Genomic DNA, 14,048 nt, shown 5'->3' with positions numbered 1-14,048 from the left:
GTGTGGATCCCCACGAGGGGCGTGAATCCCAGCATCGGGGCACTTACGTGACACCTGGTCCATAGTTGCACATGACAGTTGTCAACAGTTCGTCGTGACGACCGAAACGACGTGCCGTTTCGCGTTGACCTGGCCTTTTGCCCGGGTGAAGAGTCTGATGTGTCGCCGAGGAACACGGCTGAAGATCCGATGACGAAGAGCGAAGGGAATCACAGATGATCACGCAGAGTTCAACTCGCGCCGAGGCGGTGGGCACACAGACAGGACCAGCGGTGCACGCCACCGGTGTCCACAAGTCGTTCAGCGACTCCACGGGTTCGAAGTTCCGCGCGGTTCGCGAGTTGAACCTCTCGATTCCCCGCGGGCAGATCGTGGCATTCCTCGGCCCGAACGGCGCAGGCAAGAGCACGACGATCGACATGATCCTCGGACTCACCGAGCCGGACGGCGGCACCATCGAGGTGCTCGGCAACGATCCGCTCACGGCAGCGTCGACGGGACGCAGCGCAGCAGTGTTGCAGTCCGGCGGGCTCCTTCCCGACGTCGCTGTCGGTGCGCTCGTCGAGATGATGGGCTCGCTGTACATCGGTGCCGACCCCGCTGCGGCGATCACCCGCGCCGGGCTCGGAGACCTGGTGAATCGGCGCGTCTCGAAGTGCTCGGGCGGCGAACAGCAGAAGGTACGTTTCGCCCTCGCGCTCCTGTCGAACCCCGAACTGCTGCTTCTCGACGAGCCGACTGCAGGCATGGATGTCACTGCCCGCAAGCATTTCTGGCAGGCGATGCGCGCCCAGGCAGCGAACGGCACCACGGTGATATTCGCGACCCACTACCTCGAGGAGGCGCAGAACTTCGCCGATCGCATCGTCGTCATCGTCGACGGAGCGCTCGTCGCCGACGGAACGGTTGCTCAGATCGAGGCAACGGTCTCCAACCGCACCGTCGACGCAAACCTGCCGCGGGCTCAGGCCGAAGCCGTTGCCGCACAGACCGGCTCGCGGCTACAGGAACTCGCCACCGGCCGGTTCCGCTTCGTATGCACCGACACCGATCCTGTGGTGCGAGCGCTGAGCACATCCACCTCCGCCACCGACATCGCGATCGTGCCGGCCTCGCTCGACGAAGCCTTCGCCGCGCTGATCGACCGCGCCGACCAGAACTGAGGACATCCGATGACCACCAGGACCTCACTACGCCCCCGCCGAGGACTGCACCCCACGTTCGTACTGCACGACGTCCGCCGACAGATCACTCCACAGAATCTCGTCTTCACCGTCGCGCTTCCCGCCGTGCTCTACCTCGCCCTGTTCCGCGTCGTCGAGCCCCGCGCGGGGGCGAGCCTGCCGCACGGCAACTTTCAAGCCTGGATGATGATCGGCATCGCCGTCTACGGCGCGTCCATCGGCACCATCTCGCGGGCCGCGGGAATCTCGAACGAGAAGGCCAACGGCTGGCTGCGGACAATTCGCCTGTCGCCCTTGGGCGCCGGCGGCTACGTCGCATCGCGCATTATCGCGTGCCAGGTGTACGCAGCCATTCCGGTCATCGTCGTCGGGATCCTCGGCGCACTCACCGGGGCCCGAGCCGACGCAACCGTCTGGATCACCGGTCTTGTCGTGGCCTGGCTCGGGTCGGCCATCTTCTCCGCGCTAGGTCTTGTCCTGGGGATGCTCCTTCCACCCGAGGTGGTCACCCACGTTCCCGGCGTCGTCATGACCGGACTTGCCTTCCTGGGCAACATCTTCATCCCGCTCTCGGGCGGCATGCTCGCCGTCGCACAGGTGACTCCCCTGTACGGCGTCGCGACACTCGCCCGCTACGCACTGACCGACGGCTACAACCTCGACGGATCCCACGCCTCACTGGCAGGTGCCCTCATCAACGTCGCAGCCTGGTTCGCCGGATTCTCCTTCGCCGCCGTCCGACGATTCGCTGGGGCAACCGGCCGCCAATGACATACAGGTCACGGTTGCCCAGCGCGTAGGCGTCGTTCATAGTGTGGGTTCCTCACCGGAGAAAGTGACGCAGTGACAACGCAGACGACCGATGCCCGACGCGACGAGCGGTTCCCCAGCTCGTTGGTCGCGTTCATTGCAAGTTGGTTCGTCGTCGCGTTGTTCACGTTCATCGCTCTCACCACCGTGTTCGACCATCGGGAGATCATCGGGTTCGGTCTTGCCACACTGTCGGCAGCGATCGTCGTTTTCGTCGCGGTGGTCATGATCCTGGCGCAGCGGATGTTCGTTTACGGACGCGTCGATCCTCGACTGGCCGCCGCGGCCTGGACTGCGATTCCGTTGGGCATGGTCGTGGTCCCGATCTCCGAGGTGTGGGAGATGTGCGCGATGTCGGTGGCGATTTCGTCGACGCTGGTGCGAGGGCGCTGGGCGCCAGCGGTCGTCGGCGGGGTATTCGTTATCGCGACGGTCGTCACCGTCGACGTGGACCGGGCTGAACCCCTACAAGCATTCATCATCACGCTGTTCACCCTCGGCGTGACCATCGTGCTGATCGCACTCACCGAACTTGCGCGCGCACTCGACGCACTGCATGCATCACGTGAACAAGTTGCCAGACTGCTCGTCGACGCTGAGCGCCATAGGATTTCACGGGATCTGCACGATGTCATCGGCCGAACTCTGGTGACCGCGCAGCTACGCAACCAGGCCGCATTGCAGATGTTCGAGAATCAGCCGGAGATGGCGCGCGAGCAGCTCGGGCACGTGCACGACGTTCTCAACAGTGGTCAGGCCGATCTCAGGAGGATTACCAGCGGACCCATTCTGGATGACTTTGCGTCGGAGCTGGCAGCCGTCGAAGCGATGTGTGCCCGGCTGGGCATCGACTGCTTCACCTCGGTGGAGGCCCCGCCTAGCAGCGACGTGGACCGCGTCTTCGCCGCGGTCGTACGTGAATCGTCCACCAACATGCTCAAGCATGCTCACCCGCGCAGGTGCACCGTTCGAGTCACCGCCGAGAAGGACTGCGACGTCTTCGATTTCACCAACGACGGCGTCACCCGTGAGGAGACCGACGCAGGTACGGGAACCGGGATCGCTGCACTGACCCGCCAGGTCGAGGACGTCGGAGGCAGACTCACAGCCGGCAAGACGGCATCGGGTACCGAGTTTCGAGTCGTGGCCACCATCCCGAGGGCAAAGGCAGACGTATGACGATTACCGTGTTGCTTGCCGAGGACGTCGCTCTACTGGCCGAAGCCTTCGAGGTGTTGTTGTCCACCGACCCGGACATCGAGGTGGTCGGACGAGTGTCGCGTGGAGACGAAGTATGCGATGCCGTAGATCGCTTGCGGCCGGACCTCGTCCTGATGGACATCGACATGCCCGGGATGACAGGCATCCAGGCCACGGCCGCCCTTCGAGCAATGAATGATCGCACCCCCGTACTGCTACTGACCGCGCTCCCCGGCAGCGGACATGTGCACGACGCCTTGGCCGCTGGAGCGAATGGGTATCTCCTCAAGAGCACGGACGCGGTGCACCTCTTTGCCGGCATCAAGGCGGTGATCTCGAAACACACCGTCATCGATCCGGCCCTGGCTGCGGAGGCGTTGCGGGCGGGACCGAATCCATTGAAAGAGCGCGAACTCGATGTGTTGAGGCTCGTCGACCAGGGCCTGTCGACCAAACAGATCGGCGAACGGCTGTTTCTGAGTCCCGGAACCGTGCGCAACTACCTCTCGAGTGCCATCACCAAGCTCGGCTCCAACAGCCGACTGGAGGCCATCCGCACCGCACGCGAAAACGGGTGGTTGTAGAAGGAAGTAAGGGACGACGTCCGCTGCAAACGCCTCTCGGCGAGTGGTCGCTCGAAGCGACAAATGGGGTGAGGCCCGGGGCTTGCCAAGCGAACGCCGTCGAAAGAGTCCAACGAGGCAAGTCCGCCGACTATTCCCACCCACCGTCAGCTGTGTTCGGTGATCATCACCGCCATGGTGTTCGGCTCCATCGCTTCGAAGATGTGTGGCACATCGCCGGGGTAGGCCACGTAGTCGCCCGCGGCCAGTTCGACGGCCTCACCCATCGGCCCCACCATGGCCCGTCCCGCGCTGAGCACCACATGTTCGACGACTCCCGGCGAGTGCGGGTCCGAGCGCCTCGGTTCGCCGACGTCCGCGCTGATCAGATAGATGTCCCGTCGAGCGTTCGGTGGAGACGACGCCAGCAGCGTCGCCGTGTAGTCCGCCCTGTACGACGCGAATCTCGGCCCCTCCCCCGCACGGATCAGGCGGACCGACTGCTTCGCGGGCTCGACCAGCCTGGAGAACGGCACGTCCAAGGTGACGCTGAGTGCCCAGAGAGTCTCGAGGCTCGGATTTCCGGTACCCGATTCCAGTTGCGACAGAGTCGATTTGGCGATGCCGGCTCGGCGAGCCACTTCGGCGAGAGACAGGCCGACGCGTCGTCGCTCCTGCTGGAGAGCAGCCGCGATGGCCGCTATCGGTGGACCGGTATCCGCCATTCGTTCACTCCATCGGTACGTTCGTTTGATTTGACGAACAGCCTAACAGGGTCCACTATAACGACCATGCGTTCGACATGGCGAACCCTGCAGGGGGTCAACATCCGCGACATCGCGTTGGCCTGCCTGGCCGACGCCCTGGTCGGGGCATCGTTCGGTGCCATCTCGGTGGCCGCAGGCCTGCCCCTGTGGCTGCCGGTCGTGATGTCACTGGTGGTCTTCGCGGGCTCCTCCCAGTTCATCTTCGTCGGCATTCTGGCGGCCGGCGGAAATCCCGTTGCCGCTGTGGCCAGCGCGTTGCTCGCCAACATTCGACTGGTTCCGCTCGGCTTCTCCATAGGCGAGGTGTTTCGGAACGTCTCACCACTGAAGCGGCTACTCGGAACTCACCTCATCACCGACGAGGCAGTGGCCTTCAGCGTTGCCGAAAGGGACGAGGACAGCCGTCGAACAGCGTTCTGGCTGTGCGGGATCGGACTGTTCGTCACCTGGAACATCGGCGTCGTGATCGGCACGCTCGGCGGCGGTGCAATCACCGATACCGCTGCACTCGGTCTCGATGCCGCATTCCCGGCGATCCTGTTGGGATTGATCATGCCTGCGCTCCGAGACCGGGCCACCCGCAACGCAGCCCTCGTCGGCGCGTGCATTGCGCTCGTCGCGTCGATGTTCCTGCCCAGTGGACTACCCGTGCTTCTGGCACTGGTCGCCGTCGTACCGGCCATGCTCTCCAATGCTTCTGTCGCACAGAAGGAATCCGCATGAACCTCACGATTCCCCTGCTCGCGTTGATCATCGGCACCTACGCGCTCCGCATGGTCGGCCCGGCACTACGAACCCGAGTCACCATCTCACCTCGCATCGACAAGGTGATGAACACCGCCGTCGCCGTCATCTTCGTGGCACTGGTCGCCACCTCGACCCTCCTCGTGGGCAAAGACTTCGCTGGATTCGCCTTGCCCGCCGGCGTAGCTGTTGCCGCTGTACTCGCCTGGCGACGAGCGCCGTTCGTCGTCATCGTTCTCGCCGCAGCTGCCACTACTGCGGGACTTCGATGGGTCGGCCTCAGCTGAGTCTGCAAGACTGGGTTGGTGTCCGAGTCCCCTGTCCAGTCCGTCGACCGCGCGATCGAGGTGCTCGAATACCTTGCCGACCACGGTGAATCCGGCGTGCAGGACGTTGCGGCGCACCTCGAGGTACACAAGTCCACGGCGTTTCGCCTGCTCAGCGCACTGGAATTCCGCAGACTCGTCGAACAACCCGGCGAGCGCGGCAAATACCGCCTCGGCATCGGCCTGATCCGCCTCGCCACGTCCGTGTCCGCTCAACTCGACATCACCCGCATCGCCCGACCGATCCTGCAGGAACTCGCCGACACCATCGGCGAGACCGTCAACATCGCTGTCCCCGACGGCAACGTCACCGTCAATATCGATCAGGTCCGCGGCGGCTCGTCGATCATCAGTCACAACTGGCTCGGTGAGAGGTCTGCTCTGCATGCGACGTCGAGCGGGAAAGCACTGATGGCGTACGACGACTCGCTCCTGAAGGCCGGCGTCGACGGTCATCTCGAACTGTTCACCGCGAACACCATCACCACCAAGGCCGACCTGCTCGACGAGATCGAGACCATCCGTGTCACCGGAATCGCCTATGCGCGCGAGGAGTTGGAGATCGGACTGAACGCGACAGCGGCCACCATCCTCAGCTACGACGGTTCAGCGGTGGGAGCGATCACCGTCTCGGGCCCCGCCTATCGACTGGACGAGGACCGCCTCACGGCGGCGGGGGTATCCGTTCTCGCTGCTGCGCAGCGCGTCTCGACGCTATTTGGTTGGTCCGGCCACGCGTGATCCGACCCAGTCGTGGAACGCCCTGATGTGATGCTCGGCAGGCACCAGCACGCCGCCGTCGCGATACATCCGTGACGACATCGCCGGCTGGCACCGCTCGCACGCCTCGAAGTCCTGCTCGTTGACGCGATGGAACAGCTCCACCGACTTGTCCATCGTCGCCGCACTGTGGGGATCTGCCACCACCGCAGGGGCATAGAGCCAATCGCACTCGACAACCGTGCGATCGACGGACATCGGGAACATCCGGTGGATGATGACGTGATCGGGAACCAGGTTGACGAACACCGTCGGCCTGATCGTGATCGCGTAGTACCGACGATCCCGATCCTCTCCCACTCCATGGAGGGCGTCGAATCCGTGGGAGCCGTCGACGGTGAAGCCGGCTATGTCGCTGCCGAATTCGGCACCGTGACCCACGTACGTCTGCGCTGCCATGCCGTCGGCGAACTCGGGTAGCACCTCGGTGAGTTCGGGGTGAATCGACGCGCAGTGATAGCACTCCATGAAATTCTCGACGATGAGCTTCCAGTTGGCCTTGACGTCGTAGACGATCCGACGCCCCAGGGCAAGTGATTCCATGTCGTACGAATCGATGGCACCCACACCTCCGAGCCGTTCGCGAACATCGCCCTGCACCGTGTCCTCGAACGATGGAGCCTCGTCGGCCACGCACACCCAGACGTACCCGAGCCATTCCCGGACGTGCACCTTCCGGAGCCCGTACTCCACACGATCGATCATCGGCATGTCGATCAGGTTCGGAGCTGCGATCAGCTTGCCGTCGAGATCGTACGTCCATGCGTGATAGGGACATTGAAAGTTTCGACGCACCGTGCCCGACGGCTCGGTGCACAGTGTCGCGCCGCGGTGTCGGCAGATGTTGAAGAACGCGGTCACACCGCCCTTCCGATTGCGGCTCACCAGGATCGACTCACGACCGACCTGAACCGTGCGGAACTTTCCGGGTTCTCCGATGTCATCCGATCTGATCGCACAGAACCACATCTTCTCGAAGATCTGCTCCTGCTCGCGGACGAAATATGCGGGATCGACGTAGGTTTCGCCGCCCAACGTCGGAAGCAGAGTGGGCTGGAGTTCGGGATCGACCATCGTCATGCCGACACCGCGCATCTCGCCGGGTCGAACAGCGCAATGGGGTGGTTCGTCGCACCGTCGATCGCAAGGTCAGCCAGAACTTCTCCGATGACGGGCACGAACTTGAAGCCGTGGCCCGAAAAGCCGCACGCCACGGTGACATTGGCGTGGTCCGGATGCTTCGCCAGAACGAAGTGCTCGTCCGGAGTCGTGGTGTACATGCAGGTCTTCGCGTCCTGATGTGGCCCGGACAGCGCCGGGAACGTGGTGACGATGCGCTGTTGCAGTCGAGCGATCTCCTCGGGATGCACTGTGCGATCGATGGTGTCGGGGTCGCACGGTGTTCCAGCACGGAAGAACGAGATCTTCACGCCGCCGCCCTCCCCGTCGATGGCCGGAAACCCGTAGATCTGATCCGGCCCGTCCCCGCAGATGTACACGGGGTGGTGCGAGCTGTCGAAGGCCGCTTCGCCCGACTCCGGGGTGATCCAGTGCATCACCTGCCGTTCGACAACCATCGGTACGCCGATCTCGGCCAACAGCTTCGGTGCCCACGCTCCCGGTGAAATGACCAGTGCTCCAGCGGTGTACGTGCCGGCCACTGTGGTCACGGTCACCGAGGAGTCGGTGGATTCCCAACCGAGCACCTTCTCGTCGTAGCGCAGTTCGGCACCGGCAGCCTCGGCGAGATCGAGGTGTGCGGCGACCGTCGCCTCGGGTCGAGCGATGCCCGCCTTCTCCTCGAAGAGGGCGAACTCGTCGGGCTGCAGCCGGACAGTCGGGAAGCGCCGCTGCGCCTCGGCCGGGTCGAGTACGTCGTGCTTGAGGCCCCATTTCTCCGAGGCCCGCAGACTGCCGCCGAACGTGAGCCCATCCGGCCTTCCCACGTAGAGGCCACCGGTTTCGGTGAACACGTCCCGCCCACTGTCCGAGGCGAGGTCGTGCCACAGCTCGTACGCGCGCAGCAGCAGCGGTACGTAGGCCGGGTCCTCGAAGTACGACTGCCGATAGATGCGGGAGCCACCGTGACTCGATCCCAGCGCATGCGCGGGTCCGAACTGGTCGATACCCAGCACTCGCTGCCCGCGCCGGGCGAGGTGACAGGCGGCGGCACTTCCCATGCCGCCGATACCGAGGACGATCACGTCGTAGGTCATATCTCTCCTAGGTCGTTCCTGCGGGCTCCACTCCCGATATCTCTCCTGGGTCGTTCCTGCCGGCTCCACTCCCGTCTCAGCATCTGATCTTGTTCATGTCGGGATCCACCAGCGGTTCGGCCATCACCGTCGCGGGCAGTAGGTCTCGGAAGTACTGCACAGCAACGTGATCACCGGGTTGCACCCCTGCCGGTAGCCAGGCGTAGGCCACCGTCCTGCCGATCGTGTAGCCGTACGCGGCACTGGTCACGTACCCGACCACTGTCCCGTCCCGCAGCACCGGCTCCTTGCCCATCACCACATGTGACGGATCGTCCAACGTCAGGCAGGTCAGCACCGGTCCGGCGCCGCCTTCCTGCAACGCATCGGCTCCGACGAAGTCGCCCTTCGCTTTTCGCACCGCGAAGCCGAGCCCCGCCTGATACGGATCGTGTTCGGTGGTCATATCGGTTCCCCACGACCGGTAACCCTTCTCCAGTCGGAGGCTGTTGAACGCACTGCGCCCCGCTGCGACCACGCCATGCGCCTGCCCGGCGTCCCACAGGGTGTCCCACAGGCGCAGTGCGGTATCGGCATCCGTGTACAGCTCCCAGCCGAGCTCGCCCACGTACGACAGTCGCAGCGCCAAGACGTCGACCCCGCCGACGTGAATGGTCCTGCCGTTGAAGTACTTCAGACCGGTATGCGAGATGTCGGCCGAGGTGAGCGGAGCCAGCACCTCCCGTGCCGACGGTCCCCACAGCCCGATACAGGCGGTGGCACCGGTGATGTCGCGAATGTACACATCACGGCCGGAGTGGCGCAGCATCCAGTCTTCGTCGAGCGGACCGTTCACCCCCACTTGGAACCGATCCTCGGCCACCCGCGCGACGGTCACGTCGCTGCGCACACCGCCGGTCGCGTCGAGCATCAGTGCGTAGGTGACGGCTCCGACCTTCTTGTCGAGTTGGTTGGTCGTCAACTTCTGCAGTAGCGCGAGCGCACCGGGTCCGCCGACCTCGAGGCGTCGTAGCGGCGTCATGTCGTACATCGCCACCGCCTCGCGGGTGCGCCAGGCCTCTACCGCGCTGATCGGTGACCAGAATTTCGCCGACCACGGCTCTCGCTTGGGTGCCTGCCACTGTTCCGGAAGTTGTTCGAGCAGAGCGCTGTTGGACTCGTACCAGTGCGGCCGCTCCCAGCCCGCACCGTCGAGGAACATCGCGCCGAGCTCCTGCTGGCGGCCGTAGAACGGGCTCACTCGCAGCGGCCGCGGTTCCACTTTCGGCTGCAGTGGATGGATGATGTCGTACACCTCGACGAAGTTCTGGGCACTGGTGCGCGCCACGTTCGACGGCACCAGGTCGGTCTTCTCGAATCGGTACAGGTCGCACTCGTGCATGTCGATCTCGCTGTGCCCGGTGATCATCTGCTCGGCAAGCGATTTCGCCACACCGGCAGAATGCGTCACCCAGATCGCCTCGGAGACCCACAGCCCCTGCACTTCTCGTGATTCACCGACGATCGGTGCGCCGTCCGGGGTGAAGGAGAAGATGCCGTTGAACGCGTGCTGGACTTTCGTTTCTCCGAGAGTGGGAATGAGCTCGGTGCTGCGCTGCCAGGCGTCGGCGAAATCGGTCTCGGTGAACGGCATCGACGACGGCATGCTCTGCGCGGTCACGTTCTCACTGGAACCGAGTTCGCGGGAATCGACGGGCATGGGACGGTGGTGATACGAGCCGATCCCCAGGTGATCGCTGTGTTCACGGTAGTAGAGCCGCTCGTCCTGATGACGCAGAATGGGCAGAATCGCTTCGGTACCTGCTCGACGCGATGGCAGGTCCAACTCGGTCGTGTGCGCGTACTGATGCGCCAGCGGCTGTAGCGGCACCGCCATCCCGAGCAGCTCGCCCAGCTCCGGTCCCCAGAATCCGGCGCAGCAGACGACGATGTCGGCCTCGAACGTGTGCTCGCCCGCCCGCACGGCTGTGACTCGGCCGTTGCTCTGGTCGATCGACGTGACGTCCATTCCGCCGATGAAACGCGCACCCCGCGCGGTGGCCAGCTCGGCCTGCGTCGCGCTGGCCTTCACGGCCTTGGCCAGTCCGTCGTCGGGGGTGTGCAGTCCGGCGAGTATTCGTCCGCGGTCGAGCAGGGGGTAGAGCTCGAGGCATCGTTCGGCGTCCACCACCTCCGACGGCAGGCCCCAGGAAGTGGCGAAGCCGTGGCGTCGATGCAGCTCGTCGACGCGCTCGGGCGTCGTCGCCACCTCGAGACCGCCGACGTCGAGAAAGCAGTCGAGGCTCTTGAACTTGGCAGCCGTGTAGGCCGCGAATCGCGACATCGATCGGGAGGAGTTGGTGGCGAACACCAGGCCGGGCGCATGCGAGGTGGAACCGCCGGTGAGCGGTAGCGGGCCCTTGTCCAGGACTGTGACGTCGGTCCAGCCGCGTGCGGTGAGTTCGTCGGCGAGGCTGCAGCCGACGATTCCGGCACCGACGATCACAACCCTCGGGATGCTCGAGGACATGACACGCTCCTAGGGGGTGTACGTCGAGTTGATTTAGTTGCACAATACGAACTGCACTTCGTATAGCGCAACAGATTCACACGATCGAAACTCGAGCGTTCCACCGCCGCAACGGGGTGATCTCACGCTGGGTACAACACGAGCACTGCACACCCTCAGGTCCCCGGAGGCCCGACCATGACCGCAACGTTCTCCACCCGTGTCCTGCTCGACGTCGGTCGCGCCGAGGATCTCCCCGACGGCGAGGCCCTGCGCATCACCCCGGCCGGAGCACCGCCGATCGCGATCTTCAACGTCGAGGGTGAGTTCTTCGCCATCGACGACACCTGCACCCACCAGGACGCCTCACTGTCCGAAGGCTGGGTGGAGAACTGCGCCGTCGAATGCCCGCTCCACACAGCATGTTTCGACCTTCGCACCGGAGCGGCACTGGGCGCACCCGCCAAGATCCCCGTACGCACGCACGCCGTACACGTCGAGGACGGGGTAATCCGCATCGCGGTCACCCCGTGAAGTCGGTGACCGTGGTCGGAGCCTCGCTCGCGGGAGTGGCCACGGCGCGGGCACTGCGCGATCAGGGTTTCGACGGCCGAATCACGATGATCGGCGACGAAGTGCACCTGCCGTACGACCGGCCGCCACTGTCGAAGAGTTTTCTTCTCGGTGACGAATCCGCACTGCCACTCGACATCGACGGCCTCGATGTCGAGTGGCGTCTGGGTTGCGCGGCGACCAGCCTGTCGGGGACCACGGTCTCGACCGTATCCGGGGACATCAGTGCCGATGCGGTGGTGATCGCAACCGGCGCTGCGGCCTGCCGCCTCCCCGACACCGTCGGGATCGACGGAATTCATGTGCTCCGCAACCTGGACGATGCGCGTGCGCTGCGGTCTTCGCTGTCGTCGGGAGTTCGGGTCACGGTGGTCGGAGCGGGGTTCATCGGCAGCGAAGTCGCCTCCACGGCAGTGGGACTGGGCGCTTCGGTGACGGTTGTCGAGGCCTCGAAGACTCCGCTTGCCCGCGTGTTCGGTAGTGAGCTCGGCTCACTCATCGCCGGGTGGCATCGGAGCGCCGGTGCGGCACTACTGACCGGAGTATCGGTGGCCGGGTTCGTCGTCGAGGCGGGCCGGGTGCGTGCGGTGGAGTTGGCGGACGGTTCGATGATCGAGTCCGACGTGGTCGTCCTCGGCGTCGGTTCTACGCCGAACGTCGGATGGCTCGACGGATCCGGTTTGGACATTCACGGCGGAGTGGTGACCGATCAGCGGGGGATCACCGCGAACCCGGCCGTCGTCGCCGTCGGTGACTGCGCAGCAGTGCGAGATGCCGCCGGAGTGATTCGGCGCGACGAACACTGGACCTCCGCCGCCACCCGACCTGCCGTCACCGTCGAGGCACTACTGACCGGTGGGTCCAAGGAGTTCACCGGGCTGCCGTACGTGTGGTCGGACCAATACGCCGCACGAATCCAATTCGCCGGACATCACGGACCCGACTGCACCGCCGACATCGTCGAGGGCGACCCCGCCACCGGCCCCTTCGTCGCACTCTACCGACGCAATGACCGCCCGGTCGCCGTGCTCGCAGTCTCCTCGCCGCGATCCTTCGGCAAATGGCGTCGCCAGGTGGTCGATACCTCCGACCTGGTGACCTGAGCGTCCACTATTTCCCTCCGCCCACGGAATCCCGTTTCTCGAGCAAAATTGTGGGCAGTGACGGCAGTAGGTCGATCCATTCCCTGAACCGACAACCCCGCCGAATTCCCCAACCCCGCAACTCTCCAAACCCCGCCGCCACTCACCCGCTCCCCAAGTCCACTCGATGTGACATTGACCCCCGAAAAGGCCACCGAATGTCACATTGAGTACCCACCAACGGGAACAATGGTGACGGAACACGGGAATCGATTGTCGACTTTGGGAGCAGCAATGACCGCGCTGGATGCAGTACGACGACGTTGGCCGAAGACGATGCCGTTGCAGCCGCTGCCGTCGGAATCGTGGGCCAAGCAGGAGCCCACCTGGAAGGGTGCGAATCCGCAGGTCATCGAGTCTGCTCTGAAGCGTGCGAAGACGCGGACCTCCGGCAATTGGTTTGTGTTCGCTGCCAGTCGCGACGTGAAGGCCGACAAGCCGTTCGGTCGTTACGTGGGTACCACTGAACTCGTTGCCTGGCGTGACTCTGCAGGCAAGGTCCACATCGGGCCGGGTGCGTGCCCGCATCTCGGTGCAGCGTTGGACACCGCTAAGATCGAGTGCGACACGTTGGTCTGCCGCTGGCACGGTCTTGCGCTCGGACCGAAGGGCAAGCCCGGTTGGCGTCCGGTTCCCGCATTCGACGACGGCGTTCTGGTGTGGGTACGGCTCGACGAGCTCGGCGGTGAGGAGCCGACGCCCGTCCCGGTGGTCCCGATCCGTCCGCCTGCCTCGACTGCCATCGCCGGTGTGGTCACTCTCGTCGGGAAGTGCGAGCCCGACGACATCATCGCCAATCGACTCGATCCCTGGCACGGTGCGTGGTTCCACCCGTACTCGTTCGCTCGGCTGAAGGTGGTCAGCGCGCCGACCGAAATCGATGTACCCGAGGAAGACGATCGCTTTCTGGTCGATGTGACCTTCCGCGTCAGTCGCGGCATCGGAGTTCCGGTGCGGGCCGAGTTCGTCTGCCCCGGTCCCCGCACCATCGTGATGCGCATCCTCGACGGTGAAGGAGCGGGAAGTGTCGTCGAAACGCATGCGACGCCTCTGGCCCCCGCAGCCGACGGCACACCGCGTACCGCCGTCATCGAAGCCACGATCGCGAGTTCGGATCGTCCGGGATTTCAGATGGCACGTAAAGCATCCGGTCTCCTGCGTCCGGCGATGAATTTCACCGCGGCACGGTTGTGGAAGGACGATCTCGACTACGCCGAGCGACGCTACGAGCTGCGTTCGCAGGGCCGGGCCTGAT

At 64.5% G+C, this 14,048-nt stretch carries 14 protein-coding genes; 10 read left to right on the top strand and 4 right to left on the bottom strand.

Annotation, left to right across the window (positions count from 1 at the left end; genetic code table 11):
• The first annotated feature begins 215 nt into the window (after nt 1-215).
• The 4 genes from AYK61_RS17335 (at nt 216) to AYK61_RS17320 (ending at nt 3,778) form a co-directional block, all read left to right on the top strand.
• Nucleotides 216-1,163: an ABC transporter ATP-binding protein gene (locus AYK61_RS17335; protein WP_121871714.1), complete on the top strand. Its 948-nt coding sequence runs from the start codon at nt 216-218 to the stop codon at nt 1,161-1,163.
• A gap of 9 nt (nt 1,164-1,172) precedes the next feature.
• On the top strand, nt 1,173-1,955 hold the full coding sequence (locus AYK61_RS17330; protein ID WP_121871713.1) for an ABC transporter permease: 783 nt from the start codon (nt 1,173-1,175) through the stop codon (nt 1,953-1,955).
• Between the two features lie 72 nt (nt 1,956-2,027).
• Complete coding sequence (locus tag AYK61_RS17325) at nt 2,028-3,173, top strand: sensor histidine kinase (RefSeq protein ID WP_121871712.1); 1,146 nt, start codon at nt 2,028-2,030, stop codon at nt 3,171-3,173.
• A complete protein-coding gene (locus AYK61_RS17320) occupies nt 3,170-3,778 on the top strand; it encodes a response regulator transcription factor (RefSeq protein ID WP_121871711.1) in 609 nt (202 codons plus the stop codon). Before AYK61_RS17325 ends, AYK61_RS17320 begins: the two co-directional genes overlap by 4 nt.
• 146 nt (nt 3,779-3,924) lie before the next feature.
• Here AYK61_RS17320 and AYK61_RS17315 read toward each other — a convergent pair whose 3' ends face one another.
• Entirely contained in the window at nt 3,925-4,482 is a 558-nt protein-coding gene (locus AYK61_RS17315; protein ID WP_121871710.1) for a helix-turn-helix domain-containing protein, read from the bottom strand.
• Nucleotides 4,483-4,548: 66 nt separating this feature from the next.
• On the opposite strand from AYK61_RS17315, the gene AYK61_RS17310 reads away from it, so the two are divergent.
• Genes AYK61_RS17310 through AYK61_RS17300 form a run of 3 tightly spaced genes read left to right on the top strand, consistent with a single transcriptional unit; the run spans nt 4,549 to nt 6,335 of the window.
• Nucleotides 4,549-5,247 (top strand): AzlC family ABC transporter permease, encoded by a 699-nt coding sequence (locus AYK61_RS17310; RefSeq protein WP_121871709.1) that lies wholly within the window; start codon nt 4,549-4,551, stop codon nt 5,245-5,247.
• Nucleotides 5,244-5,555, top strand: a complete 312-nt coding sequence (locus AYK61_RS17305) for an AzlD domain-containing protein (RefSeq protein WP_121871708.1) — start codon at nt 5,244-5,246, stop codon at nt 5,553-5,555. The genes AYK61_RS17310 and AYK61_RS17305 overlap by 4 nt, the downstream gene beginning before the upstream one ends.
• A gap of 18 nt (nt 5,556-5,573) precedes the next feature.
• On the top strand, nt 5,574-6,335 hold the full coding sequence (locus AYK61_RS17300; RefSeq protein WP_121872843.1) for an IclR family transcriptional regulator: 762 nt from the start codon (nt 5,574-5,576) through the stop codon (nt 6,333-6,335).
• Here the strand turns inward: AYK61_RS17300 and AYK61_RS17295 are convergent.
• The 3 genes from AYK61_RS17295 to AYK61_RS17285 all read right to left on the bottom strand — a co-directional run bounded on the left by AYK61_RS17295 (nt 6,309) and on the right by AYK61_RS17285 (nt 11,099).
• Nucleotides 6,309-7,454 (bottom strand): aromatic ring-hydroxylating dioxygenase subunit alpha, encoded by a 1,146-nt coding sequence (locus AYK61_RS17295; RefSeq protein WP_121872842.1) that lies wholly within the window; start codon nt 7,452-7,454, stop codon nt 6,309-6,311. The genes AYK61_RS17300 and AYK61_RS17295 overlap by 27 nt on opposite strands.
• Entirely contained in the window at nt 7,451-8,590 is a 1,140-nt protein-coding gene (solA, locus tag AYK61_RS17290) for an N-methyl-L-tryptophan oxidase (RefSeq protein WP_121871707.1), read from the bottom strand. The genes AYK61_RS17295 and solA overlap by 4 nt, the downstream gene beginning before the upstream one ends.
• 76 nt (nt 8,591-8,666) lie before the next feature.
• A complete protein-coding gene (locus tag AYK61_RS17285; protein ID WP_121871706.1) occupies nt 8,667-11,099 on the bottom strand; it encodes an FAD-dependent oxidoreductase in 2,433 nt (810 codons plus the stop codon).
• A gap of 177 nt (nt 11,100-11,276) precedes the next feature.
• On the opposite strand from AYK61_RS17285, the gene AYK61_RS17280 reads away from it, so the two are divergent.
• The 3 genes from AYK61_RS17280 (at nt 11,277) to AYK61_RS17270 (ending at nt 14,047) form a co-directional block, all read left to right on the top strand.
• Complete coding sequence (locus AYK61_RS17280; RefSeq protein ID WP_183130329.1) at nt 11,277-11,612, top strand: bifunctional 3-phenylpropionate/cinnamic acid dioxygenase ferredoxin subunit; 336 nt, start codon at nt 11,277-11,279, stop codon at nt 11,610-11,612.
• Entirely contained in the window at nt 11,609-12,754 is a 1,146-nt protein-coding gene (locus tag AYK61_RS17275) for an NAD(P)/FAD-dependent oxidoreductase (protein ID WP_183130328.1), read from the top strand. Before AYK61_RS17280 ends, AYK61_RS17275 begins: the two co-directional genes overlap by 4 nt.
• 273 nt (nt 12,755-13,027) lie before the next feature.
• Nucleotides 13,028-14,047 carry a DUF5914 domain-containing protein gene (locus tag AYK61_RS17270; RefSeq protein WP_037195433.1) on the top strand — a complete coding sequence of 340 codons (1,020 nt, stop codon included), beginning with the start codon at nt 13,028-13,030 and terminating at the stop codon, nt 14,045-14,047.
• The last annotated feature ends 1 nt before the right edge of the window (nt 14,048 follow it).

This window comes from Rhodococcus sp. SBT000017 (genome assembly GCF_003688915.1).
Taxonomy (GTDB): domain Bacteria; phylum Actinomycetota; class Actinomycetes; order Mycobacteriales; family Mycobacteriaceae; genus Rhodococcoides.
Note: the sequence above shows the minus strand (reverse complement) of the source record. Positions and strands in the feature narration are given on the sequence as shown.

Coding starts and splice junctions, on each gene's coding strand:
- AYK61_RS17335 (WP_121871714.1), top strand. CDS start 216: ATGATCACGCAGAGTTCAACTCGCGCCGAGGCGGTGGGCACACAGACA.
- AYK61_RS17330 (WP_121871713.1), top strand. CDS start 1,173: ATGACCACCAGGACCTCACTACGCCCCCGCCGAGGACTGCACCCCACG.
- AYK61_RS17320 (WP_121871711.1), top strand. CDS start 3,170: ATGACGATTACCGTGTTGCTTGCCGAGGACGTCGCTCTACTGGCCGAA.
- AYK61_RS17315 (WP_121871710.1), bottom strand. CDS start 4,482: ATGGCGGATACCGGTCCACCGATAGCGGCCATCGCGGCTGCTCTCCAG.
- AYK61_RS17310 (WP_121871709.1), top strand. CDS start 4,549: ATGCGTTCGACATGGCGAACCCTGCAGGGGGTCAACATCCGCGACATC.
- AYK61_RS17305 (WP_121871708.1), top strand. CDS start 5,244: ATGAACCTCACGATTCCCCTGCTCGCGTTGATCATCGGCACCTACGCG.
- AYK61_RS17295 (WP_121872842.1), bottom strand. CDS start 7,454: ATGACGATGGTCGATCCCGAACTCCAGCCCACTCTGCTTCCGACGTTG.
- solA (WP_121871707.1), bottom strand. CDS start 8,590: ATGACCTACGACGTGATCGTCCTCGGTATCGGCGGCATGGGAAGTGCC.
- AYK61_RS17285 (WP_121871706.1), bottom strand. CDS start 11,099: ATGTCCTCGAGCATCCCGAGGGTTGTGATCGTCGGTGCCGGAATCGTC.
- AYK61_RS17280 (WP_183130329.1), top strand. CDS start 11,277: ATGACCGCAACGTTCTCCACCCGTGTCCTGCTCGACGTCGGTCGCGCC.
- AYK61_RS17270 (WP_037195433.1), top strand. CDS start 13,028: ATGACCGCGCTGGATGCAGTACGACGACGTTGGCCGAAGACGATGCCG.